The organism is Nostocoides australiense Ben110 (genome assembly GCF_001050535.1).
In the GTDB taxonomy this organism is placed as follows: Bacteria; Actinomycetota; Actinomycetes; order Actinomycetales; family Dermatophilaceae; genus Nostocoides_A; species Nostocoides_A australiense.
The window spans coordinates 3,572,888-3,593,850 of record NZ_HG764815.1 but is presented as its reverse complement, the minus strand read 5'-3'; the positions used below and the strand labels follow the sequence as shown (position 1 = coordinate 3,593,850).

23 protein-coding genes and 1 pseudogene are annotated in these 20,963 nt (G+C 69.0%); 21 read left to right on the top strand and 3 right to left on the bottom strand.

Annotated features, from left to right (window positions below; translation table 11 throughout):
- From BN11_RS17555 to BN11_RS17530, 6 genes are all read left to right on the top strand, one after another.
- On the top strand, positions 1–478 hold a 478-nt coding region (locus BN11_RS17555), incomplete at its 5' end, for a zinc-binding dehydrogenase (protein WP_048699603.1).
- A 47-nt stretch (positions 479–525) separates the two neighbouring features.
- On the top strand, positions 526–1,281 hold the full coding sequence (locus BN11_RS17550) for an SDR family oxidoreductase (protein ID WP_048699602.1): 756 nt from the start codon (positions 526–528) through the stop codon (positions 1,279–1,281).
- 126 nt (positions 1,282–1,407) lie between these two features.
- Positions 1,408–1,860: a hypothetical protein gene (locus BN11_RS17545; RefSeq protein ID WP_048699601.1), complete on the top strand. Its 453-nt coding sequence runs from the start codon at positions 1,408–1,410 to the stop codon at positions 1,858–1,860.
- A gap of 25 nt (positions 1,861–1,885) precedes the next feature.
- Positions 1,886–2,239 (top strand): VOC family protein, encoded by a 354-nt coding sequence (locus tag BN11_RS17540; protein WP_048699600.1) that lies wholly within the window; start codon positions 1,886–1,888, stop codon positions 2,237–2,239.
- Between the two features lie 2 nt (positions 2,240–2,241).
- The gene (locus tag BN11_RS17535) at positions 2,242–2,631 is read left to right on the top strand and encodes a YbgC/FadM family acyl-CoA thioesterase (RefSeq protein ID WP_048699599.1); all 390 of its coding nucleotides are present in this window, start codon (positions 2,242–2,244) and stop codon (positions 2,629–2,631) included.
- A complete protein-coding gene (locus BN11_RS17530) occupies positions 2,628–3,356 on the top strand; it encodes an SGNH/GDSL hydrolase family protein (RefSeq protein ID WP_048699598.1) in 729 nt (242 codons plus the stop codon). Before BN11_RS17535 ends, BN11_RS17530 begins: the two co-directional genes overlap by 4 nt.
- Here the strand turns inward: BN11_RS17530 and BN11_RS17525 are convergent, their stop codons facing one another.
- Complete coding sequence (locus tag BN11_RS17525; protein ID WP_201329296.1) at positions 3,357–4,559, bottom strand: DNA integrity scanning protein DisA nucleotide-binding domain protein; 1,203 nt, start codon at positions 4,557–4,559, stop codon at positions 3,357–3,359.
- A 53-nt stretch (positions 4,560–4,612) separates the two neighbouring features.
- Between BN11_RS17525 and BN11_RS25405 the strand changes: the two genes are divergently transcribed.
- From BN11_RS25405 to BN11_RS17495, 7 genes are all read left to right on the top strand, one after another.
- Complete coding sequence (locus BN11_RS25405; protein WP_235435529.1) at positions 4,613–4,987, top strand: ATP-binding cassette domain-containing protein; 375 nt, start codon at positions 4,613–4,615, stop codon at positions 4,985–4,987.
- Positions 4,957–5,328, top strand: coding sequence for an ATP-binding cassette domain-containing protein (locus BN11_RS25400; protein ID WP_053084169.1), 372 nt, complete (start codon positions 4,957–4,959; stop codon positions 5,326–5,328). The genes BN11_RS25405 and BN11_RS25400 overlap by 31 nt, the downstream gene beginning before the upstream one ends.
- Positions 5,325–6,167 carry an ABC transporter permease gene (locus tag BN11_RS17515; RefSeq protein ID WP_048699597.1) on the top strand — a complete coding sequence of 281 codons (843 nt, stop codon included), beginning with the start codon at positions 5,325–5,327 and terminating at the stop codon, positions 6,165–6,167. The genes BN11_RS25400 and BN11_RS17515 overlap by 4 nt, the downstream gene beginning before the upstream one ends.
- Before the next feature lie 31 nt (positions 6,168–6,198).
- Complete coding sequence (locus tag BN11_RS17510; RefSeq protein ID WP_048699596.1) at positions 6,199–6,435, top strand: helix-turn-helix transcriptional regulator; 237 nt, start codon at positions 6,199–6,201, stop codon at positions 6,433–6,435.
- A gap of 91 nt (positions 6,436–6,526) precedes the next feature.
- Positions 6,527–8,227: an AMP-binding protein gene (locus BN11_RS17505; protein ID WP_201329394.1), complete on the top strand. Its 1,701-nt coding sequence runs from the start codon at positions 6,527–6,529 to the stop codon at positions 8,225–8,227.
- A gap of 31 nt (positions 8,228–8,258) precedes the next feature.
- On the top strand, positions 8,259–10,643 hold the full coding sequence (locus BN11_RS17500) for an ATP-dependent DNA ligase (protein ID WP_048699594.1): 2,385 nt from the start codon (positions 8,259–8,261) through the stop codon (positions 10,641–10,643).
- A gap of 607 nt (positions 10,644–11,250) precedes the next feature.
- Entirely contained in the window at positions 11,251–11,874 is a 624-nt protein-coding gene (locus BN11_RS17495) for a TetR/AcrR family transcriptional regulator (RefSeq protein ID WP_162213279.1), read from the top strand.
- 19 nt (positions 11,875–11,893) lie between these two features.
- Here the strand turns inward: BN11_RS17495 and BN11_RS17490 are convergent, their stop codons facing one another.
- A complete protein-coding gene (locus BN11_RS17490) occupies positions 11,894–12,940 on the bottom strand; it encodes a DUF2889 domain-containing protein (RefSeq protein ID WP_157044251.1) in 1,047 nt (348 codons plus the stop codon).
- A gap of 105 nt (positions 12,941–13,045) precedes the next feature.
- Here BN11_RS17490 and BN11_RS17485 point away from each other — a divergent pair, with 105 nt between their 5' ends.
- From BN11_RS17485 to BN11_RS25390, 5 genes and pseudogenes are all read left to right on the top strand, one after another.
- Positions 13,046–15,055, top strand: a complete 2,010-nt coding sequence (locus tag BN11_RS17485; RefSeq protein ID WP_201329295.1) for a dehydrogenase — start codon at positions 13,046–13,048, stop codon at positions 15,053–15,055.
- The gene (locus BN11_RS17480) at positions 15,052–15,882 is read left to right on the top strand and encodes an SDR family NAD(P)-dependent oxidoreductase (protein ID WP_048699590.1); all 831 of its coding nucleotides are present in this window, start codon (positions 15,052–15,054) and stop codon (positions 15,880–15,882) included. The genes BN11_RS17485 and BN11_RS17480 overlap by 4 nt, the downstream gene beginning before the upstream one ends.
- A 151-nt stretch (positions 15,883–16,033) precedes the next feature.
- Complete coding sequence (locus BN11_RS17475) at positions 16,034–16,756, top strand: phosphatase PAP2 family protein (RefSeq protein WP_162213278.1); 723 nt, start codon at positions 16,034–16,036, stop codon at positions 16,754–16,756.
- A gap of 197 nt (positions 16,757–16,953) precedes the next feature.
- A pseudogene (gene trxA, locus BN11_RS25395) lies at positions 16,954–17,307 on the top strand (thioredoxin); the annotation flags it as partial.
- Positions 17,308–17,316: 9 nt separating this feature from the next.
- Entirely contained in the window at positions 17,317–17,655 is a 339-nt protein-coding gene (locus BN11_RS25390) for a rhodanese-like domain-containing protein (protein ID WP_235435621.1), read from the top strand.
- Between the two features lie 57 nt (positions 17,656–17,712).
- Here the strand turns inward: BN11_RS25390 and BN11_RS17465 are convergent, their stop codons facing one another.
- Complete coding sequence (locus tag BN11_RS17465) at positions 17,713–18,264, bottom strand: hypothetical protein (RefSeq protein ID WP_157044250.1); 552 nt, start codon at positions 18,262–18,264, stop codon at positions 17,713–17,715.
- A gap of 236 nt (positions 18,265–18,500) precedes the next feature.
- Between BN11_RS17465 and BN11_RS23065 the strand changes: the two genes are divergently transcribed.
- The 3 genes from BN11_RS23065 to istB all read left to right on the top strand — a co-directional run.
- On the top strand, positions 18,501–18,638 hold the full coding sequence (locus BN11_RS23065) for a hypothetical protein (RefSeq protein WP_157044249.1): 138 nt from the start codon (positions 18,501–18,503) through the stop codon (positions 18,636–18,638).
- A 121-nt stretch (positions 18,639–18,759) separates the two neighbouring features.
- Positions 18,760–20,283, top strand: coding sequence for an IS21 family transposase (gene istA, locus BN11_RS17460; RefSeq protein ID WP_083433800.1), 1,524 nt, complete (start codon positions 18,760–18,762; stop codon positions 20,281–20,283).
- A partial coding sequence (gene istB, locus BN11_RS17455; RefSeq protein WP_048699587.1) for an IS21-like element helper ATPase IstB occupies positions 20,280–20,963 on the top strand: 684 nt, incomplete at its 3' end. The genes istA and istB, both read left to right, overlap by 4 nt.

Genomic DNA, 20,963 nt, shown 5'->3' with positions numbered 1-20,963 from the left:
GGCGGCCCTGCTGACCGGCGCCGGCCTCGACGACGTCGAGGTGACCGGCATCGACCTCGTCGCGTCGAAGCGCGACCTGGGCAGCGACCTCGGCGCCCACGCCTCGATGGCACCGGAGGAGGCACCCGACGCCGGATTCGACGTCGTGATCGAGGCGGCGGGCAGCGGGCGGGCGTTCGAGACGGCATACCGTCTGCTCGCCCCCGGCGGCCGGATGGTCACTGTCGGCCTGCCCGCCCCCGACGCGACCGCGACGATCACGCCCCTCGATCTCGTGGCGGGAGGCCGCACGATCGTCGGTAGCTACCTCGGCTCAGCCGTGCCGGCGCGGGACGTCCCGCGGTTCGCCCAGCTGTGGCGCGAGGGCCGGCTCCCCGTCGAGCGTCTCGTCTCGCACGAGTTGGGGCTCGACGACGTCAACGCCGGCATGGACCGGCTGGCCCGGGGGGAAGCGGTCCGCCAGATCGTCCGCTTCTGAGGGTTCAGAGAGCACGCCGGATCTGCCGCGTCGGCCATGATGAGGCGGTGAGTTCACTCTTCGACATCGCCGGCCGCCGCGCCCTGGTCACCGGATCGAGCCGGGGCATCGGGTTCGCACTGGCGCGCGCCCTGGCCGAGGCGGGCGCGGAGGTGATCCTCAATGCCCGGAACGCCGCCGCCCTCGACGCGGCGCGCACCCGGCTGCAGCAGGTTGCCTCCGCACCCGTGCATACGGCGCCCTTCGATGTCACCGACGAGGACGACGTGCGGCGGGCCATCGGTGACCTGGGTGCCGTCGATATCCTCGTCAACAACGCAGGCATGCAGCGACGCGCGCCCTTCCCCGACTTCGCGACGACCGACTTCGACGCCCTCCTGGCCACCAACGTCCGCTCGGTCTTCCTCGTCTCGCGGGAGGTGAGCCGTGCCATGATCGAGCGCAGTGCCGGCAAGATCATCACGATCTGTTCGGTGCAGTCGGAGCTCGCCCGCCCAGGGATCGCGCCGTACAGCGCGACGAAGGGCGCTGTGCGGATGCTCGTCAAGGGCATGTGCGCCGACCTGGGGCCCCACGGCATACAGGTGAACGGCCTTGCGCCGGGCTACTTCTCGACCGAACTGACCCAGGCCCTGGTCGCCGACGAACAGTTCACCGAATGGGTGCGCACCCGGACGCCCGCAGGCCGTTGGGGACAGGTCGAAGACCTCGCGGGAACCCTGCTGTGGCTCGCCAGCCCGGCATCCGACTTCGTCAACGGCCAGACGATCTTCGTCGACGGAGGGATGACAGCCGTCCTGTGACGGCGATCAGGCCCACGAGGTGAGGTCCCGGACGGCGTGCGGGCCCAAGGATCGCCGTGGCGCTACTCTCCCCGGCTCACGCCGCCCCGCCTCCACCAAGGCGTCTGCGTCAGGCAGAATCGGGGGATGACCGACATCGTCAAGGAAGACGTCCGCCGCGACCTCATCGCCCACCTGCTAGGCGGCGAGAGTGCCACCGACGACGCGATCGGCGTGCAAGCCGTGGCGGCGGAATGGGTCGATGACGAGGCCTCCTCGGTCGACGACATCTCCCAACGCGATGCGGCCGGTGACCTGCACGCGCTGATGCAGGAGCACGACGACCAGCAGCAGGCGTTGGTCGCCAAGGCGCGGGCGCTCGACATGACTGCCACCGAGACGGTGCGGCCCGGTGCCATCATCGGCCTGGACGGCGCTCACTACATCGTCGGCGTCGCCAGTGACGAATTCACGTCTGGCGCACTGACATACGCCGGGATCTCCGTCGATGCCCCCCTCTACGGCCGGCTCGAGGGAGCTAAGGCCGGAGACCCCATCGCCTTCAACGGCCACTCCAGCACGATCGACTACGTCGCCTGACCCCCTCCCGGACGAAAGGACCACCATGGCCGACTTCGACGCCCGCATGATCATCTTGTCGACAGAGAACCTCGACGAGTCGATCCGGCTCTATTCGGAGGTGCTGGGCATGCCGCTGAAGTTCCGCGACGGCGACCACTTCGCCGCGCTCGACGGGGGCTCGGTCACCGTGGCTCTCGCGACCGCCATCGACCATCCACTCCCCGGGCAGGTCGTCGTCGGCATCAAGACGCCCGACGTCGAGGCCGCGGCCAAGGCAGTCGAGGATGCCGGTGGCGGGATCGCCAAGGCCGCTTACGACGATGCCCACGAACGCCGCTCTGTCGTCTACGACCACTTCGGCAACGGCATCGTCTTCTATTCGCCCCTGCAGCGCTGATCGTGCCTGAACGCGTCTCCTACCGGGTCTACTACGAGGACACCGATTCGCTCGGTGTCGTCTACTACGCCAACTACTTCAAGTACTTCGAGCGGGGCCGCAGCGAATTCCTCCGAGCCCACGGGCACGACGTCGCCGATCTCAATGCCCGGGGGTTCGGCCTCGTCGTCCACGCGGTCAGTGCCACGTTCCGCAAGCCCGCGGCCCTGGGTGAACTGGTCGAGGTCGTGACGTCCTTCGCCGTGACCTCGTCCTACCGCGGCCGGTTCACTCAGCGGGTCGAGCGGGACGGTGAACTCCTCGTCGACGGGGTCGTCGACGTGGTCTGCCTCGACGGGTCCGGGCAACTCATCGAGATGCCGGCGGAGTTGACGGCTCTCAGCGGGCCGTGAGCCGCACCCTTGGTCGTCGCCGGGATCGGCTGTGGTGGCTCGCGCTGCCGGTCGCGCCGATTCAAGGCGCGTGGCTCACCCGAACGATGGTGCGCTTCACCGACGCAGAGGGCGTCGCCGGCAAGGTCGGCAACGGGGCGCGGCAACTGGTTGTCGTCGCCCTGGTCGACAGTGTCACGGCGGGGTATGCCGTGGCCCACCACCGCTCGTCGATCGCCGGCCAACTGGCCGACCGGCTCGCGCAGCGGTATGCCGCGACCGTCGAGTGGCGAGTCGCCGCTCGCTCGGGTGCCACTGCAGGAGAAGCGATTTCGCTGGCGAGGCCGGACGTCCTCGGGGACGCCGACCTCGTCTTAGTCTCGGCGGGCGTCAACGACCTGAAGAACCTGCACCGGGCGGCGCAGTTCCAGCGGGAGTTCGGGCAGCTGCTCGATGCGGTGCTGGCGGCGGCGCCTCGTGCCCAGGTGTGCTGGCTCGGCATTCCGCCGCTCGATCACTTCCCGGCGTTCCCGCGGCCGCTCGCGGACGTCCTCGGGTGGCGGGGTCGCGTCTTCGACGCGATCGGGCTGGCAGCGGTCGACGCGCGCGACCGATGCTTTCGCATCCAGTCCGACGGGCCGCTCGGGCTGGAGATGTTCGGCCCCGACGGTTTCCACCCGAGCGAGACCCTGCACGCCGCCTTCGCCGACGCCGTCATGGCCGCGCTCCCGCCGGACGCCTTCTGATCAAACCGGGTCGACGAAGTAGCTGTCGTCCATGGCGGGGTGCGGCTGGACGGGCACGACCTGCAGGCGCATCCGCTCCTCGGTCCAGCGTCGTTCCTCGATCGACTCCCGGGCGTCGTTCATGGCCTCGCATTGTGGTGCGGTCATATAGAACTCGAGTTTCTCGCAGGCCCGGTTGAGGCGGGCGAGTTTCTCGTAGTCCTCCTCGTCGGCGACCGCCTCGGCGAACTGATCGACGACGGCCTGGACGGTCTCGCGGCGCACGCGGCGCATGAGTTTGGGCAGCAGGTCGATCGTGCCGTCTTCGCTGACGATGATGACCATCGAGCCCTTGCCCTCGCCGGCGAGATAGCGGATGGCCGAGTTGTAGCGTGCGCCCCGGCTGCCGTCGCCGGTGCCGGTCGCCGCGCCGTCGAGGATGACCCCGACCGCGTGGCACTGGGCATCGGGTGCGACCAGCACCGCCCCGTCGATCTTGGTCAGCGTGTGAAACGCCTTCTCCCCCAACGTGGCCGGCATGATCGTGAAGGCTTGTGGCAACAACCGCTTGCCTTCGGCGGCGGCGTCGGGATGCACGACGAGCATGGTCCCGTGCTGCTGGCGGGAGCACGCCTGCGCCATCTCCCACAGGGCCTCGGCCTCGGCCTGGTTGCCGAAGACGCGGCGCACGGTGTCGGCGAAGGTGCCCTTGTCCATGGCGTCGACGGCCACGGACGGTTGGCCGTGGTCGACCCGCAGCAACGGCTCGTCCTGGTGACGCAGTTCCCACGCGCCGTTGCCGACGATGTCGATGAGGAAGCATTGCTCGCTGGCCTCGTCATACGACGCATTGATCGCACCCAGGCCATAGACCTCCCGGCCGTCGGTGAGCAGGCGCAGCCCGGACCCGGACATCTCGAGCACTTTGCGGAACAGGCTCGGGACGGTCACCGGCGTCTCGTGTTCGAAGCGGATGTCGACGCTGACGGCCGGGTGTTCGCGCGGTGCCAGCACGAGGGACCCGAGGCTCGCCCGGCCCTCGTAGGTCTGAGCCGAGACGGCATCGAGCGCGTCCCGCAGGCCGTGCGCGAACTCCTGGCCGGTCCGGGCGACGACGCCGTTGACGAAGGAGTCCGCGGCCGACCGCAGGACGGCGCCGGCATCGATCCCCATGAGCGTCGTCGGCGTGACCCGGTCCAGTTCGCGCGCGGCGGCCCGCAGCACGTCGTTGATGATCGCCTCCGGGAAGGACTCGTCGACCGGCAGCCCACCGACCCATGGCCGGTGGTGATGCCTGGCGGGCCCGGCTCGGCATCGTGTTGCAGTCCTGGCGTGACCACAGCCGCTGGCGAGTGCGTGACCTGGTCCGCCATCTCGCCGGGTTCTACGAGCCGTGGAGCACGCCGCAGCATCCGCGACCGTGGGACACCGACGCCTTGTTGGACCGCGTCGGACTCGGCGACAAAGCGCAGTCTCGCATCGGCGACCTGTCCGGTGGGCAGCGCCGCCGTCTCGACGTCGCGGTCGGTCTCGTCGGCCGCCCGGAACTGCTCTTCCTCGACGAACCCACGGCGGGTTCGACCCCCAGGCCCGGCGCGACTTCCACGACCTCATCGCCGAGTTGTCCGACTCCTCGGTCACCGTCATGCTGACCACCCACGACCTCGACGAAGCCGAGAAGCTCGCGGACCGCATACTGGTGCTTGCGGGCGGGCGGATCGTCGCCGACGGTTCGCCCGACGCCTTGCGCGCCCAGGTCGCCACCGAGGCCGAGGTGCGCTGGAGGCGCGACGGCACGACGCACGTCCACGCCACGGACCACCCGGAAAGCTACTTGCGATCCGTTCTTGCCGAAGGCGGTATCACTGATCTGGAAGTTCGGCGCGCCACGCTCGAGGACGCCTATCTCGACCTCGTACGGCGTCATGGGCGCACCGACGAGATCGACGACCTGACGAGCGACCTGCGACTGGTGACCGGAGGCCGGAAATGACTCCCACGATGCTGCGCGGCGCGCTGCGCCAAGCAGCCATCGAGTTGCGCGTCCAGTTGTTCTCCTGGAACGTCCTCAGTTGGCTCCTATTGCCGGGGATCGGCCTCGGGGTGCTCCTGCTGCTGCGCGACCGCCGCGTCATTGACACCGATCTGTCGCTGGCGCAACTCGGCGTGCCCGGCATCCTCGCGTTCACGCTGCTCTCGGGCGCCGTCATGGGGGCAGCGGGTCAGTTGCTCACCGAACGCGACGACGGCACCTTGCTGCGCTCGAAGGCCGTGCCCGGCGGCATGCCGAGCCACCTGCTCGGCAATGTCTTCATCCTCTCCGTGACCACCCTCTTGCCCACCATGGTGCTCCTCCTCCTCGCGAGCCTCCTCGTGGACGGGATCGCCCCGACCACCGCCGGTTCCTGGTCGACGCTGATCTGGGTAAGCCTTCTCGGCATGGCCGCCTGCGCGCCGTGGGGCGGAGTCCTCGGTGCGATCCTCAAGGACCCGGTGATGATGTGGATCACGGCGCTTGTCGTCTATGCCTCGATGGCCGTCTCCGGCATCTTCTATCCGATCACTGCCCTCCCCGATTGGCTTGCCGTACTGGGCAAGTGCCTGCCCACCTACTGGATCGGGCTCGGCTACCGCTCCGCGCTGCTCCCGCCCGAGGCCGCCGCCCTCGAGGCCGGGGGCTCCTGGCAGACGGGCTTGACGGCACTGGTCCTGACCGGATGGGCCCTCGTCGGTCTGTCGGTCGCACCCCGCGCCTTGCTGCGCTTGGCCCGCCGCCAGTCCGGCTCGCAGGTCGCCGCGGCCCGCGACCGGATTATGTCTCGCGGCTACTGACCATGAGACTGAGACCTCGAAGGAGGATCCGGTGACCGACCAGGTGCACAACCGCATCGCCATGCTGCGTGCCGAGCGCGGCACCTCCCGCCGCGAACTCGCGGATGCCTTGGGCGTCCACTACCAGACGATCGGCTACCTCGAACGGGGCGAATACTCCCCGAGCCTGCACCTCGCCCTGCGCATTGCCGGCTACTTCGACGTGCCCGTCGAGGTCGTCTTCTCCACCGAACCCTTCCCCCGCCTCGGGTCGGGCCGCGCGGGCTGATCCCGCCCTGCGTGTCGGTATGCGGTGGCTCTAGTCTCGAAGGGTGCCTTGGGCCGCGTCGTGCGGCCGCCGTTCACCCGAAGGAGTGTGGATCGTGAGTGTCACCGAGACCTATCGCGCCGCCCGCGACGAGTTGCTGCGGCTGCGCGGTGATCACGACCGAGCGGTCACCGAGTTCCGGTGGCCCGACCTCGGGGAACGGTTCAACTGGGCGATCGACTGGTTCGACGCGATCGCCCGCGGCAACAACCAGCCGGCCCTCGTCGTCCTCGAGGAGGACGGCAGCCGCGCGGAGCGCACCTTCGACGAATTGGCGACCGCCTCCGACCGGCTCGCGGCGTGGCTCGGTGAGCGTGGCGTGGTGAAGGGGGACCCCGTCATACTCATGCTCGGCAACCAGGTCGAGCTGTGGGAGTCGATGCTCGCGATCATGAAACTCGGCGCCGTCATCATGCCGACCACGACGGCTCTCGGCCTGACCGATCTGACCGACCGGGTCGAGCGCGGCGGCGCCAAGCACGTGCTGTGCAACGCCAAGGATGCCTACAAATTCGACGGTGTCCCAGGGGAATTCGGCCGATTCAGCGTCGGCGCGGTGGACGGGTGGGAGGACATCACCGGCGTCGGCGCGGACCCGGTGCCGCCGGCGGCCCACCCTGGCACGACACCCGCCGACCCGCTCCTGCTCTACTTCACGTCCGGGACCACCTCGCGCCCGAAACTCGTTGTGCACAATCAGGTCTCCTATCCCGTCGGACACTTCAGCACGGTGTACTGGATCGGCCTGCAGCCGGGCGACCGGCACCTGAACATCTCCTCGCCCGGCTGGGCCAAGCACGCCTGGTCCTGCTTCTTCGCCCCGTGGATCGCCGAGGCGACGGTCGTGGTCGTGAACTACGCGCGGTTCGAGGCCGGACCGCTGCTCGCGCGGATCCGCGAGGCGGGTGTGACCACGTTCTGCGCGCCGCCGACGGTCTGGCGGATGCTCATCAACGCCGACCTGTCCGCCGGGCCCGGATCCTTGCGCGAGGTGCTCTCCGCGGGTGAACCGCTCAACCCCGAGGTGATCGACCAGGTGGAGGCGAAGTGGGGGCTGACGGTCCGCGACGGCTACGGGCAGACCGAGACGACCGCGCAGGTCGGCAACACGCCCGGCTCACCCGTCAAGCACGGCTCCATGGGCCGGGCGCTGCCGGGCATGCCCGTGGCCCTGGTCGATCCGCTCACGCACGAACGCGTCCACCCCCCGGCCGAGGGAGAGGTCTGTCTCGACCTGTCGGCCTCGCCGCTGGCACTGATGGACGGTTACCGGGGCGACGACGGCCGCAACGCCGAGGCGATGGCCGCCGGCTTCTACCACACCGGTGACGTCGCGAGCATCGACGAGGAGGGCTACATCACCTTCATCGGCCGCACCGACGACGTCTTCAAGGCGAGCGACTACAAGATCAGTCCCTTCGAGCTGGAGTCGGTGCTGATCGAGCACCCGGCCGTCGCCGAGGCGGCGGTCGTGCCCGCTCCCGACCCGGTGCGTCTCGCCGTGCCCAAGGCCTATATCGCCCTCGTCGACGGGCACGCGCCGGACGAAGCGACGGCCAAGTCGATCCTCGGGTATGCCCGTGAGCACCTTGCCCCCTTCCAGCGGGTGCGGCGCATCGAGTTCTACGAATTGCCCAAGACCGTCTCGGGCAAGATCCGGCGGGTCGAGTTGCGCCAGCGCGAGAACGAAGGCACCGACGCCCATCGCGGCACGGAGTGGCGCGACGACCAGTTCCCCGATCTGTTGCGGTGATCTCGGCGCGGTTGTCGGCGACACTGTCGAGATGGCGCGCAGCAGCGGGACCCCGGTGAACATCGACGGGCATACCGTCATGCTCACCAACCTCGACAAGGTGCTCTACCCCGAGACCGGGACCACCAAGGGCGAGGTCATCGACTACTACCGTGCCGTCGCGCCGTGGTTCATCGCCCACAACTCGCGGCGGCCCGCAACCCGCCTGCGTTTTCCCGACGGGGTGGGCACCGCTGCCACGTCGGTGACGCCCTTCTTCGCCAAGAACGTCGACTCCGGCACGCCGTCCTGGGTGCCGACCGTGACGATCACGCATCAGCACCGGGAGGCGGACTATCCGCTGATCGACGACGCGGCCACGCTGATCTGGATGGCGCAGATCGCCGCCCTCGAGATCCACGTGCCCCAGTGGCGCGTCGGCCCGCGTGGTGGCCACCACGACCCGGACCGGCTCGTGCTCGACCTCGACCCGGGCGAGGGTGCCGGGCTGGCCGAATGCGTGCGAGTTGCCTTCTTGTGCAAGGAGATTCTCGACGGTATGTCGCTGCCCTCGGTGCCCGTGACGAGCGGCAGCAAGGGCATCCACCTGTATGCCGGTCTCGACGGCCGCACCAGCGCGAGCGTCGCCTCGCAGGTGGCGCACCAGCTCGCCCTCGCTCTCGAGGTGTCGCATCCGGACCTGATCGTCAGCGACATGAAGCGATCCAGGCGCGAGGGCAAGGTGTTCATCGACTGGAGCCAGAACAACGGCCACAAGACGACCATCGCGCCGTATTCGTTGCGCGGGCGCAGCCGGCCGTATGCCGCCGCCCCTCGCGCGTGGGACGAACTCACCGAGGACGTCACGAACCTGACGTTCACAGAGGTGATGGAGCGGCTGCGCGCGGGTGACGACCCACTGGCCGTGTTGTTGCCGACAGACGCCGCCGTCGCGGATGCCGGCGACCGGCTCGCGACCTATCGATCCATGCGCGATGGCGCGAAAACCCCTGAGCCCGTGCCCGACAGCCCGCCGACGGCGACCGGCGTGACCGGCAACTCCTTCGTCATCCAGGAGCATCACGCGAGTCGGTTGCACTGGGATTTCCGGCTCGAACACGAAGGCGTTCTCGTGTCCTGGGCGCTGCCCAAGGGCCCGCCGACAGATCCGAAGAAGAACCACCTCGCCGTGATGACGGAGGATCACCCGCTCGAATACGGCACCTTCGAAGGCACCATCCCCAAGGGCCAGTACGGCGGCGGCGAGGTGACGATCTGGGACGCCGGGACCTATGACCTCGAGAAGTGGATCGACGGCCGCGAAGTCATCGCGACGCTGCACGGGCGACCCGACGGCGGTTTGGGCGGCAGCGCGAAGTTCGCCCTCATCCATACCGGCAAGGGCAAGGACGACCGGCAGTGGCTAATCCACCGGATGACCGAGAGCCACGCGACGACCGACTCGGCGAGAGCGACGAAAACGGCTGCGCCACAAGGTGATCCCCTGCCTCATATCGGGCCAATGCTCGCCACCGCGGGTGACGCCTCGGACCTGCGCGCTGGGGAGTGGGTCTACGAGACGAAATGGGACGGCTATCGGGCCATCGCGGAGGTGGCCGACGGGGTGGCGCACTTCCGCAGCCGCAACGACAAGGATTTCACCCGCACCTTTCCCGAACTCGGCGAGCTCGCCGCTCTGCTCGACGGACACCGAGCAGTGCTCGACGGGGAGATCATCGCCCTCGACCCGTCCGGGCGCTCCAGCTTCGGGACGCTGCAGAATCGTGGCGACGCCAAGGCCGGCATCGTCGCGCACTACATGGCCTTCGACGTCCTCCATCTCGACGGCGAGTCGCTCCTGAGGCGCCCCTACCGAGAACGCCGAAAAGTGTTGGAGAGCTTGGGGATCGACGGCAAACACATCCACGTTCCCGTCACCTTCGGCACCGACCGGGAACTGGCGCTGCGGACCAGCCGCGAGCTCAAGCTCGAGGGTGTCGTTGCGAAGACGGTCGACGGGATCTACCAGCCCGGAGCCCGCGCGCGCACCTGGATCAAGCTCAAGCATGTCTATGCCCAGGAGGTCATCGTCGTGGGCTGGCGACCGGGGGAAGGCCGCCGCGCCGGCGGGATCGGCTCGCTCCTGATCGCCGTCAACGAAGGAGGTGGCCTGCTGTATGTCGGCAAGGTCGGCACCGGGTTCACCGAGGCCGCATTGGCCGAGATCCAAAAGCGCCTCGACCGGATCGAGCGCAAGACGCCACCACTCGACGGCGTCCCCCGCGCGGACGCCAAGGACGCCCACTGGGTCACGCCGACGCTGGTCGGAGAGGTCTCCTTCACCGAGTGGACGACGACCGACCGGATCAGGCACCCGTCGTGGCGGGGGTGGCGACCCGACAAGGACCCGAAGGACGTCGTCCGGGGCGCCGGCTGACCCCGGTGCCGAGGGCTGGCGAGGCGGCGGCACTCGGCACAGCCGTGACACACGTCCGGCTGCCCGCTCGATCTCGTGCCGGTGGGCCTGGTGTGGCCGTGACCGGGGTCATCCCGGGTCTCGCCATGGTCGGTCCCAGAGACACGTGCCGACGCTATTTCCCCAGGCGTAGGTTCGAAGCGAACCGTTCATCGTCGTGGGAAGGAAAAGCCATGAGCCGCAACCGGTCTCATGTGGCACAGGTCGAGTCGAGCAGCGCGGGAATCGACCCGGTCGCCTATCGCTACGACCGGCCGGTCACCTTCTACGTCCTGGCGTCGGCGATCACCTGAGCGCTCTGGCTGGTGGCCGGCCGTCTCAGCCACCTTCCCGACCAGACCGCGACGGTCCGCTTCCTGACCGCCGCCGCCGGGCTGGCCGGATGTCGGGGACCTGTCCGGGGAAGTTCTGCTCGAGTTCGCGGTAGGCCCGATGGGACTCGGCGGAGTTGTTCATGCCGGTGTCGGTGGTCAGTCGCTCCAGGGACACCCGCCCGATGCGGTCTGGATGCCGGAGGCGCCGCGGCCGAAGCCAGCGCGGCCAGAGCCTGGGCCGCGCCAGCGCGCTGATGGCGTCCGGGACGAGCACTGCAGACGTGCGCCGGCGGCTGGTCCACGCCGCGATCGGGCAATTGGCCGACGAGGGGATGAAAGGCCTCACCCATCGCAAGGTCGAGCAGCGAGCCGAGCTGGCCCAAGGCCTCGTGAAGTATCACTTCGGCTCCCTCGACGGGCTGATCGAGGCCGTGCTGGCTCACCTCGCGGTGCTCGGCTTCGACAACGTCATGCAGGTGCCGCAGGACGTGGTGGCCGAGTCGCTCGGGACCGGTGTCGTCCCGGACAGTATTTGGCGTGAGGCGCGCCGGGTGATCGACAAGATGACGTCAGATCAGGACGTCAATCGCGCCCGATTCGAATTGTTCCTCCACGCCAAGGACCGGCCCGAACTCCAGGCGATCATCCGGCGTGAACGTGACCGGTTCGTCGACTTCATCACCGCGGTCTTGCCGGGAGCCCAGGGAGAGGCGGCGGCCCGCATGCTGATGGCCATGATCGACGGCGTTCTCCTGCATCAGATCTCGGCTCCGAGCGAAGTGGTCGAGGAGATGGCGCCGGCGTATCTCCTCGGGACGATCAGCGCCGGCTTGCTGCTCCCGGCTCTCGAAGACCTGCCCCCGGCTGCTCGCCGGTGACACCGCCAGACCGAGAGCGTCAGCCGAGGGCGAGGAGGCCAGGCACGTCGGCCAGTGAGCGCAGCAGGTCGTTGAGGTGCGTGCACGACTCCGGGCCGAAAAGATCTGACGAAACCCGTTCTCGCAGTTGACCAAACGGTATGCCGCGCATCCGCTGTGCCGAGGCTGCGGCAACGGGGCATTCGCGATGGGGCAGGACGCGCGGGTGCGCGGAGAGGTGGCGCACGGCATACGACCCTCGGTCGGCGGTGACCGAAACGCGGTATTCGTGGAGCACGCGGTGTGCGCCGTCAGCGTCGGTGAACGAATCACGGAACCAGGCCTCGGCGACGACTTCCTCCCCGGTGTCGAGGACATCGATCCGCCGCCGGCGGGAGATGCCGTATGCCGGGAGCTCCGGAAGCGTATGCCACGCCAGGGAATCCGTATCGCAGCCGAGGTCAGGGGCGAGCGGAGTGACCGGAGCGGGAGGTATGCCGGTCTGCGCCAACGTGATTGCCGCGCGGGATTCGGCGGCCCAGCCGGCGCACACGTCAAGTCGCCGACCCGGTTGCGGCAGTGGGCCACCGGCGGATTCGGCGATCGCCCGACGACGGGTGAAGCCCCCGATGATCATGCCGCCGGGCAGATCGTCCAGCACCAGGTGCAACACGGTGCCGGCGTCATGCTGCCCGCGCAGGTGACGCCACAGTCCGGTGCGCCACCCGACAACCGCACGCCGGCCCACCATGTCGGCTATCCCCGGGGGACGTGGATGGGTCGTCAGCGCGGTGACACGGTCGCCCTCGACGGTCGCGGCGATCAGAGCGGTAGCGCGGACGATGCCCCGGCCGTCGGCAGCCGTCCGCAGGTCCCGTCCCCGGCCGGTGATCCGGATGGGACCATCGGGTCCCTCCGGGCGAATCAGGTCCAGATTCGTCGTCCTCCGGATCGATCCGGCGACGCGTTCCGGGGTGCCCCTCAGCGGTCCGTGCAGTCCGTTGTGAGCCATGGTGCCCGGGTCACTCGCGACCACCGCGGGTAGCACGCCGGTGCGGCCGTCAGTGTCGGGTGTATCGGTGCTCACACCGACATCCTCGCGCACGCTCAGCAAGCCTCGGTCAGGCTGGTTGCCATTGGCTTATGGCCGCCCATTGGTGGGAGGCTTAGGGGCATGACTCGACCCGTGATAGTGAACATCAGTCTTGGCGGGCCGGAGTCCGACTACGACCGGCAGGCCACCCTGCTCGGGCACACCTTCCGCATCATCCGGGTCGGGACGTCGGGTGACGTCGAAGCGGCGATCGACGTGGCGCGCACCTGGTCGGAGCGGGCCGCCGCCTTCGCCTTCTCCGGCATCCGCGAAACCCCTGGTGGAGCCCTCCTCGATATCACCGACGCTGACGTTGCGGCCCTGCGCCGCGCCTGCCGTCGCGTCCCGCTCACGGATGGCCACCGGCTGGCAGATGTGTTGGAGGAGTGGAGTATTCGCGCCGTACAGACCGAGTACCCCGCCCACTTCACCAACGCGCGCACGAGTGTTCTCGGTGGCGGATACAAGCGGGCCGTCGCGGTGCTGGCTAGCTTCACCCGCAACATCGAATATGTGCCCGTCAAGGGGGAGCGGCCCAATCCGGTCATCCAGGCGGCGAAGTCCGTGAAGGGCCTGGCCGACGAGTTCGCGGGCAAGGCCAAGGAAGCCGTCCGCGATCCGCTCGCGCCGGCGCTGTGGGCGATGGGCAAGATCGCCCAACCGTCCCACAAGGGCCAGGACGTCGTCGTCGGGCTCTTCGACGACATCGTCTCCGCCGGTCCGTCGGAGTTGTCCGGGATCACCGTGATCTCCTCGGCCATCTCACCCGAGCGCGAGGCCGAACTCGCCGAACGCGATGTCGACATGATCGTCGACACCACTCCGCAGCCCTTCCGCAATGTCACGGTCGTGACCGCCGTCCTTGAGGCGATGATGTTGCACCACCGCGGCAAGCGGAAGCTGGACGTCGAGTCGATGCTCACCGCCATCGAGGAGGCCGGGCTGCAACCGCGCATGTTGCACCCCAACGGCCCTCGGCGCAAGAGCCGGTTCGCGTTCGTCATCCACCCCCTCTCGACCCAGTACTTCCGCAACGTCGAGCCCCTCGGTTCGCTGACCAAGGTGCCCGGCATGACCCCGGTCATCGAGAAGGCCGCCGCCTACTTCCCACCCTTCGTCTACGGACGGATGACCGGCATCACCTCGCCGACGGGTGCCGAGGCCGAAGGGTGGCTGATCTCTGTCGGCGGCACACCCAAGGAGTTGCTGGCGCACAGTCCCGAGTTCACCTACGACCGGCTCCTCGAAGCGGCCGAGATCGCGCAGGGCCTCGGCGCCCAGGTGATGGGGCTCGGTGCCTTCACCAAGGTCGTGGGCGATGCGGGTGTCACGGTGGCACAACGGGCTCCGCTGCCGGTGACGACGGGCAACAGTTACAGCGCGTCCGGTGCCCTGTGGGCGGCGCACGAGGCCATCCGGCGCCTCGGCATAGCCGAGATCGACGCCGACGGGCGGTTGCGTGGCAAGGCGATGGTCGTCGGCGCCACGGGCGCCATCGGCTCGGTGTGCGCGCGGCTGCTCGCGATGGCGTGCGACGAACTGTGGCTCGTGTCACCGGAGACGGCCAAGCTGCTCACGATCAAGCACTCGATCGAGCGGGAGAACCCGCGCGCGAGTGTGCACGTGGCCGCCAAGCCCGACAAGCACCTGTCCGAGATGGACATGATCGTCACGGCCACGTCGGCGGCCGGTCAGAAGGTCCTCGACGTCATGCGCATCAAGCCCGGCTGTGTCGTCACCGATGTCGCTCGCCCGCTTGACCTTTCGGCCGATGAGGTCGCCAAGCGCCCCGACATTCTCGTCATCGAATCCGGAGAGATCGAGCTGCCCGGCGATGTGCACATGCGCGACATCGGTCTACCCAAGGGCGTCGCGTATGCCTGTCTCGCCGAGACCGTCGTGCTCGCCCTCGAGGGCCGGTACGAGCGGTTCACCGTCGGCCGGGAGATCGAGTGGGCCAAGGTCAAGGAGATCTATCAACTCGGGCTCAAGCACGGGATGAAGCTCGCCACGATCTCCGGAGTCAACGGCGTCTTCACCGAGGCCGACTTCGCCCGCGTCCGCGAACTCGCCCTGGCTGCCCGCGCTGCTCAGGAGGCCAAGAAATGAAGGATGTCGCCGGTGCCACGGTCCTGATCACGGGCGCTGCGATGGGGATGGGACGCCTCTTCGCCGAGCGCGCCATCGCCGAGGGAGCCGACACGGTGGTGCTCGTCGACGTCAACGCCGGCGCCCTCGAACAGACGGCGGCCGAATTATCCGGCGGTGCCACCCGAGTTCTCGCCGAGGTGGTCGACGTGCGCAAGCTGACCGACATCCGGGCGTGCGCGAAGCGCGTCGCCAACACCGCCGGCCCGGTCCAGATCCTCATCAACAACGCCGGTGTCGTGCGGGGCAACCACTACTTCTGGGAAACCGACCCGGTGGCGGACACCAAGTTCACGATGGAGGTCAACGCGCTCGCTCCGATGTATGTCGCGCGGGTGTTCTTGCCGCAGATGATCGAGAGCGACGCCGACTGCCGCCTGGTCAACCTCGCCTCCGCCGCCGGCCTGACCGCCAATCCCCGGATGGCCGCGTACGCCGCCTCCAAGTGGGCCGTCGTCGGCTGGTCCGACTCGGTGCGGCTGGAGTTGGAGCAGGCCGGACACCACCACGTGAAGGTCACGACGGTCTGCCCCTACTACGTCAAGACCGGCATGTTCGACGGGGCCCGGTCGGCGCCGCTGTTGCCGTTGCTCGAACCCCAGGACGTCGTCGACAGCACCTGGCATGCGATGGTGCGCGGGGACGCCATGCTGGTCATGCCGCGGACGGTGATCCTCAGCGAGACGGTCAAGGGGATTCTGCCTGTGGGAGTAAGGGATTTCGTCGCCGACAAGGTGCTCGGGATCTATCACACGATGGACGACTTCACCGGGCGTAACCCTGGTTGATCCCCCATCATCGGTGGGGGTCCTTGACGCGGGTCGAGGTTCGCTTGGCACACTTCCCTGCATGACGTCCGTGAGGACAGCTGGGGGGAGTTGACGAGTGAGCGCGACGACAACGTCCGTGACACCGGTGAGTGCGTCCACGGCCGTGAGTGTGCCCAGGACCGTGGGAGCCAAGCAGCGGGTGGCCGCGGCACTCGGGGAGGCGAGTGCGGTGACTGCGCTGCTTGCGGTCTTTACGTGGATCCAGAACCGGCTGGGCACTAATACCGCTGCGGCGCACGCGAATGCTGACGTTGTCGCCCGCCTGGACGGAAGCGAGATCCTGGGGTGGGAGGTCAGTGCGAACACGTGGCTCGCCGGGATCCCTTGGCTCGCAGCGTTTTCGGCGCTGCTCTACAGCGTCGTTCTCTTCGCGCCACCGGCGGTCCTCGCGTGGGCCTGGTGGCGGGACCGCGCGGCATACGGCCGGCTGCGCACCATGCTCGTGACGTTGACGTTCGCCAGCCTCATCCCGTTCGCGCTCTTTCCCGTGGCCCCGCCGCGGCTGCACGTGCCGGGCACCGTCGACATCGTCGAGCGCTACCGGCTGCTCGGTTCGTCGACCACGCCGACGACCGAGAGTGCGGCCAACCTCTTCGCCGCTACCCCGAGTCTCCATGTCGCCTGGGCGTGCTGGTTCGCCTACGCGGTGTGGGTGGTGCTGCGGCGCCGCGGCTTCCGGCCGTATGCCGTCTGGTCCTTCCCCGTCGTCGCGGCGGCTGATGTCGTGGTCACCGCGAATCACTATCTCCTCGACGTCTTTTCGGGCGGGCTGCTGGCTCTGCTCACCATCGCCGGCGTCGGCGCCGGCCACCGGTGGCTGGCCCGCATCTGAGGTAGCGCAGCGGGCAAAATTGGGCGTCCTGCCGATGTGCGGTACTACCTCAATCCGGACCCTGGTCGCCAACCTGCCCGAACACCCATCCGGCGCACCGGAACTGCGCGCCATCGACGCTCGCGAAGCGGACCGGGCGGCATACCCCATGGGGTATAATGGGACGCGACACAAGACTTAACACAGTGAGGACGACGATGACCACCCGGGAACTCACCGACGCCGACTTCGAGCAGGTCGTCTCGAGCAACGACATCGTGCTCGTCGACTTCTGGGCCGCCTGGTGCGGCCCGTGCCGCCAGTTCGCGCCCGTCTACGAGGCGGCGTCCGACAAACACCCGGACATCGTGTTCGGCAAGCTCGACACCGAGGCGCAGCCGGGCATCGCGAGTGCGGCGAATATCACCTCGATCCCCACGCTGATGGCCTTCCGCGAGGGCATCCTCGTCTTCTCCCAGCCCGGGGCCCTCCCCGCCGCCGGCCTCGAGCAGGTCATCGAGGGTGTCAAGGGCCTCGACATGGCTGCCGTGCACGCCCAGGTCAGCGCCCAGCGCGACCTTATGGACAAGCCGCGCGAGGTCTCCCTCGACGACCTCGAGGCCGCGCGGGCAGGCGGCGAGGTGGCGCTAGTCGACTGCCGCGAGCCCGCCGAATACCGCGCCGGGCATGTGCCCGGGGCGCTGCTGATCCCGCTGGGGCAACTCGTGGACAAGCGCGACGAGATCCCCGCGGACGGGCCCGTCTACGTCATCTGCCAATCGGGCAACCGCAGCCTCAGCGGCGCGGATCTGTTGCGGCAGATGGGCATCGAGGCCTACTCGGTGGCCGGTGGCACCGGCGGCTGGGCCGCGTCCGGCCGCGAGATCGTCGCCGGGCCCTACCCCACGGCCCAGGACTGACCCGCCTCGTCGATAGTGCAGTCCGCCGAGGCGGGCCGGTCACCCGGCGCGACGGTCCTATGCGCGCCAGACCTCGGCTTCGCTGATGAAGGCGGACGTCCACGGCCGCGTGGGCGTGCCCGCCCTCTGGAGTTCACCCGGCAGCATCCGGCCCCGCATCCGGATCGAACCGCTGCCGCACGGGGCGAAGACCAGGCTGAGACTGTGCATGACGTCCCCCAGCGCGAAGTCGTCCGTGACGAAGGCACGACGATCGAGGACCGGACTCATGCGGATGTCGAAACCGCCGCCATGAGCACGCATGCCGGTCGCGAGATCGATGTCGATACCGACGCTCGCCGGATGATGGATCGGTTCCGGCCACGCCAGGCCCTCGACCTCGGGGAAGTGACGGGTGAAATGGCTCTCCAGCCAGCGCGCAAGCGTCTCGTCGTGCCCGACCAGGTGCACCTGCCCGGCACACCAGACCACCAGGGCGGTGCCGGCTCCCATGACCGACCAGTCGACCCGCCAGCACGACGCATAGGCGGTGCAGGTCTCGCCGTCGAAGAGCTGGATGCCGGGGTTGGCGCCCACGAGGATGACCTTGCGGGTCGCGGGGTCGGTCACCGCCGCGCGTGCGGTGCTGGGCGCGACCAGTCCGCCTACGGCGAGGAGCCCAGCCCCCGCCGCACCATGCAGCAACCCGCGCCAATCCATCTGTCCGTGACTGCATGACGTTCTTCCTTCCCTGCACATGGACATGCTGACGGCGGCAGTACACTCGCGTGCCCCGGGCGTGGGGAAGCATTTCGAACAGGATCGAATCCGGCCCACCCGGACCGGGCCAGTGGCACCCTGAGACGGTGTTCCGGATTCCACTGACGAGCGACAGCCTCGCGCGCTCGCGGTTCGCCCTGTCACCGAGGCCGGAGATCACCGAGACGCTCCACCTGCGCGGTCTGTCCACGGCCGTGACAAAGTCCCCGCTGGTGGCCATGTGAGGTCCCCGCTGGTGGCCAAGTAGAAGTCCCCACCCTCTGCTCGTGTCGTCCATGAGCTGAGCCCCTGGGCGGTGGACGGTGGCGGTGTCTAGCCAGTCACCGCACCGCCCAGGGAGCTCCATTGAAGAACATGAGGGAAGAGTTGGACATCATCACCGCCTACCAGAAGGTCGGCACCTACCGAGGAGCCGCGGACATCTGCGGCACCACGCACAAGACCGTCAAGCGCGTCGTGGAGCGTCACGCCGCGGGCCAGGACCGTCCGGTGCGTGCACCGCGGCCGGCGAACTACGAGGACGTGCGCACGCTCGTGGCCCAGGACGTCAAGGACACCAGGGGCCGGATCAGTGCCAAGCGGCTGCTGCCCAGGGCCCGCGCTGCCGGGTACACCGGCTCGGCCCGCAACTTCCGCCGCCTCGTGGCCCAGGAGAAGAAGGCGTGGCGGGCCCAGCACGGGCGGACCCACCGGCCGGCGTCGTGGTCCCCGGGTGAGCACCTGGTCATCGACTGGGGCGTGATCGCCGGCGTGCACGTCTTCGCCGCGGTGTTGGCCTGGTCACGGTTCCGGTTCGTCCGCTTCGCCGCTGATGAGAAGGCCGCGACGACGATAGCGATGCTGGCCGAGTGCTTCGAGGTCCTCGGCGGCACACCCAAGGTCGTCCTCGCCGACCGGATGGGGTGCCTGAAGGGCGGGGTGGTCGCCAACCGGGTCGTGCCCACGCCCGACTATGTCCGCTTCGCCACGCACTACCGGTTCCGGCCTGACTTCTGCGAGGCGGCGGACCCGGAGTCCAAGGGGATCGTGGAGGCCCTCGTCCGCTACGGCAAGGACGACCTGGCCCGCCCGCTCATCCTCGAGCATGCCGGTTCCGGGGACCTGGCCGCCGGCGCCGCCCGGGTTCTGGCCGACCTCGGTGGCGCCAACCAGCGCGCGGCGGACTGGTGTGCGGAGGTCAACGCCGCGCTCCACTCAGAGATCGCCGCCGTCCCGGACCAACGGTTGGCCAAGGAGGTGGACCTGCTCACCGAGCTGCCCTCGCTGCGCCCGCTCATCGGGCCAGCACCGGTGAGGCGCAAGGTCGACAAGCTGTCCACGATCCGCCTGGGTTCGGCCCGGTACTCGGTGCCCACCGCGCTGATCGGCACCCAGGTCGGTGTCCTCGTCGACGGCGCCCGGGTGCTGATCCTGGACGTCGGTACCGGGGAGGTCCACGCCGAGCACCCCCTCGTTGGCCCGGGTGAGGCTTCGGTCCTCGATGAGCACTACGGAGGTGCTCGCCCACCGGTCCCGGTGCGGGCGATCCGCCCGCGCAGCGCGGCGGAGAAGGACTTCTGCTCCCTCGGTCCGGCCGCGGAGGCGTTCATCGCCGGTGCCGCCGGCGCCGGGCACACCCGCCTGGGTCCAGAGCTGGCCGAGCTGAACACCCTCACCGCCGCCCACGGACAGGCCGCGATGGTCGCAGCCCTGGAGCGAGCCACCGCCTTTGGTCGGTGGAAGGCCAGCGATGTCCGCTCGATCCTGGCCGCCGGCACCGGCGTCCCGACCCCGCGCCCGGCCGGGGACGCGCTGGTCATCGATCTGCCGACCAGTACGGGGCGGTCGCTGGCCGAGTACGCCCCGGCCACCAAGGCGGTGTCCTCGTGAGCACCACCGCACCACCGTTGGACGCGGACCTGACCGCGGGGCTGCGCCGGTTGAAGCTGGCCGCGATGCGTCAGCTCGCCCCCGAGCTGCTCATCACGGCCAAGACCCAACGCTGGACACCGGAGGAGGTGCTGCGGGCCCTGGTCGTGGCTGAGATCGCCGCCCGGGACGCCTCCAACGAACGAGCACGCATCAAGGCCGCGGCCTTCCCGGTGCTCAAGACGATCGAGGAGTTCGACCTGGCCGCGTCCTCGATCCCGGCGCCGACGTGGGCGTACCTGACGTCCCTGGAGTGGGTCAGGGCCAGGGAGAACGTGGCCCTGATCGGCCCCGCGGGGACGGGCAAGTCGCACACGCTCATCGCACTTGGTCACGCGGCCGTCCTGGCCGGGCACCGGGTCTGGTACGTGACCGCGGCCGACCTCGTCGAGACGCTCTACCGCGGCCTTGCCGACAACACCGTCGGCAAGACCATCGAGGCCCTGCTGCGCAACGATGTCGTCCTGGTCGATGAGATCGGCTTCGCCCCGCTGGACGACACCGGCGCCCAGCTGCTCTTCCGGTTCGTCGCCGCCGCCTACGAACGCCGCTCCCTCGGCGTCGCCTCACACCACTCCTTCGAGGACTGGGGACGGTTCCTGCCCGAGCACACCACCGCCGTATCCATGCTCGACCGGCTG

Coding starts and splice junctions, on each gene's coding strand:
- BN11_RS17545 (WP_048699601.1), top strand. CDS start 1,408: ATGACCGACATCGTCAAGGAAGACGTCCGCCGCGACCTCATCGCCCAC.
- BN11_RS17540 (WP_048699600.1), top strand. CDS start 1,886: ATGGCCGACTTCGACGCCCGCATGATCATCTTGTCGACAGAGAACCTC.
- BN11_RS25405 (WP_235435529.1), top strand. CDS start 4,613: ATGGCCGGTGGTGATGCCTGGCGGGCCCGGCTCGGCATCGTGTTGCAG.
- BN11_RS17515 (WP_048699597.1), top strand. CDS start 5,325: ATGACTCCCACGATGCTGCGCGGCGCGCTGCGCCAAGCAGCCATCGAG.
- BN11_RS17500 (WP_048699594.1), top strand. CDS start 8,259: ATGGCGCGCAGCAGCGGGACCCCGGTGAACATCGACGGGCATACCGTC.
- BN11_RS17495 (WP_162213279.1), top strand. CDS start 11,251: ATGGCGTCCGGGACGAGCACTGCAGACGTGCGCCGGCGGCTGGTCCAC.
- BN11_RS17480 (WP_048699590.1), top strand. CDS start 15,052: ATGAAGGATGTCGCCGGTGCCACGGTCCTGATCACGGGCGCTGCGATG.
- BN11_RS25390 (WP_235435621.1), top strand. CDS start 17,317: ATGGACAAGCCGCGCGAGGTCTCCCTCGACGACCTCGAGGCCGCGCGG.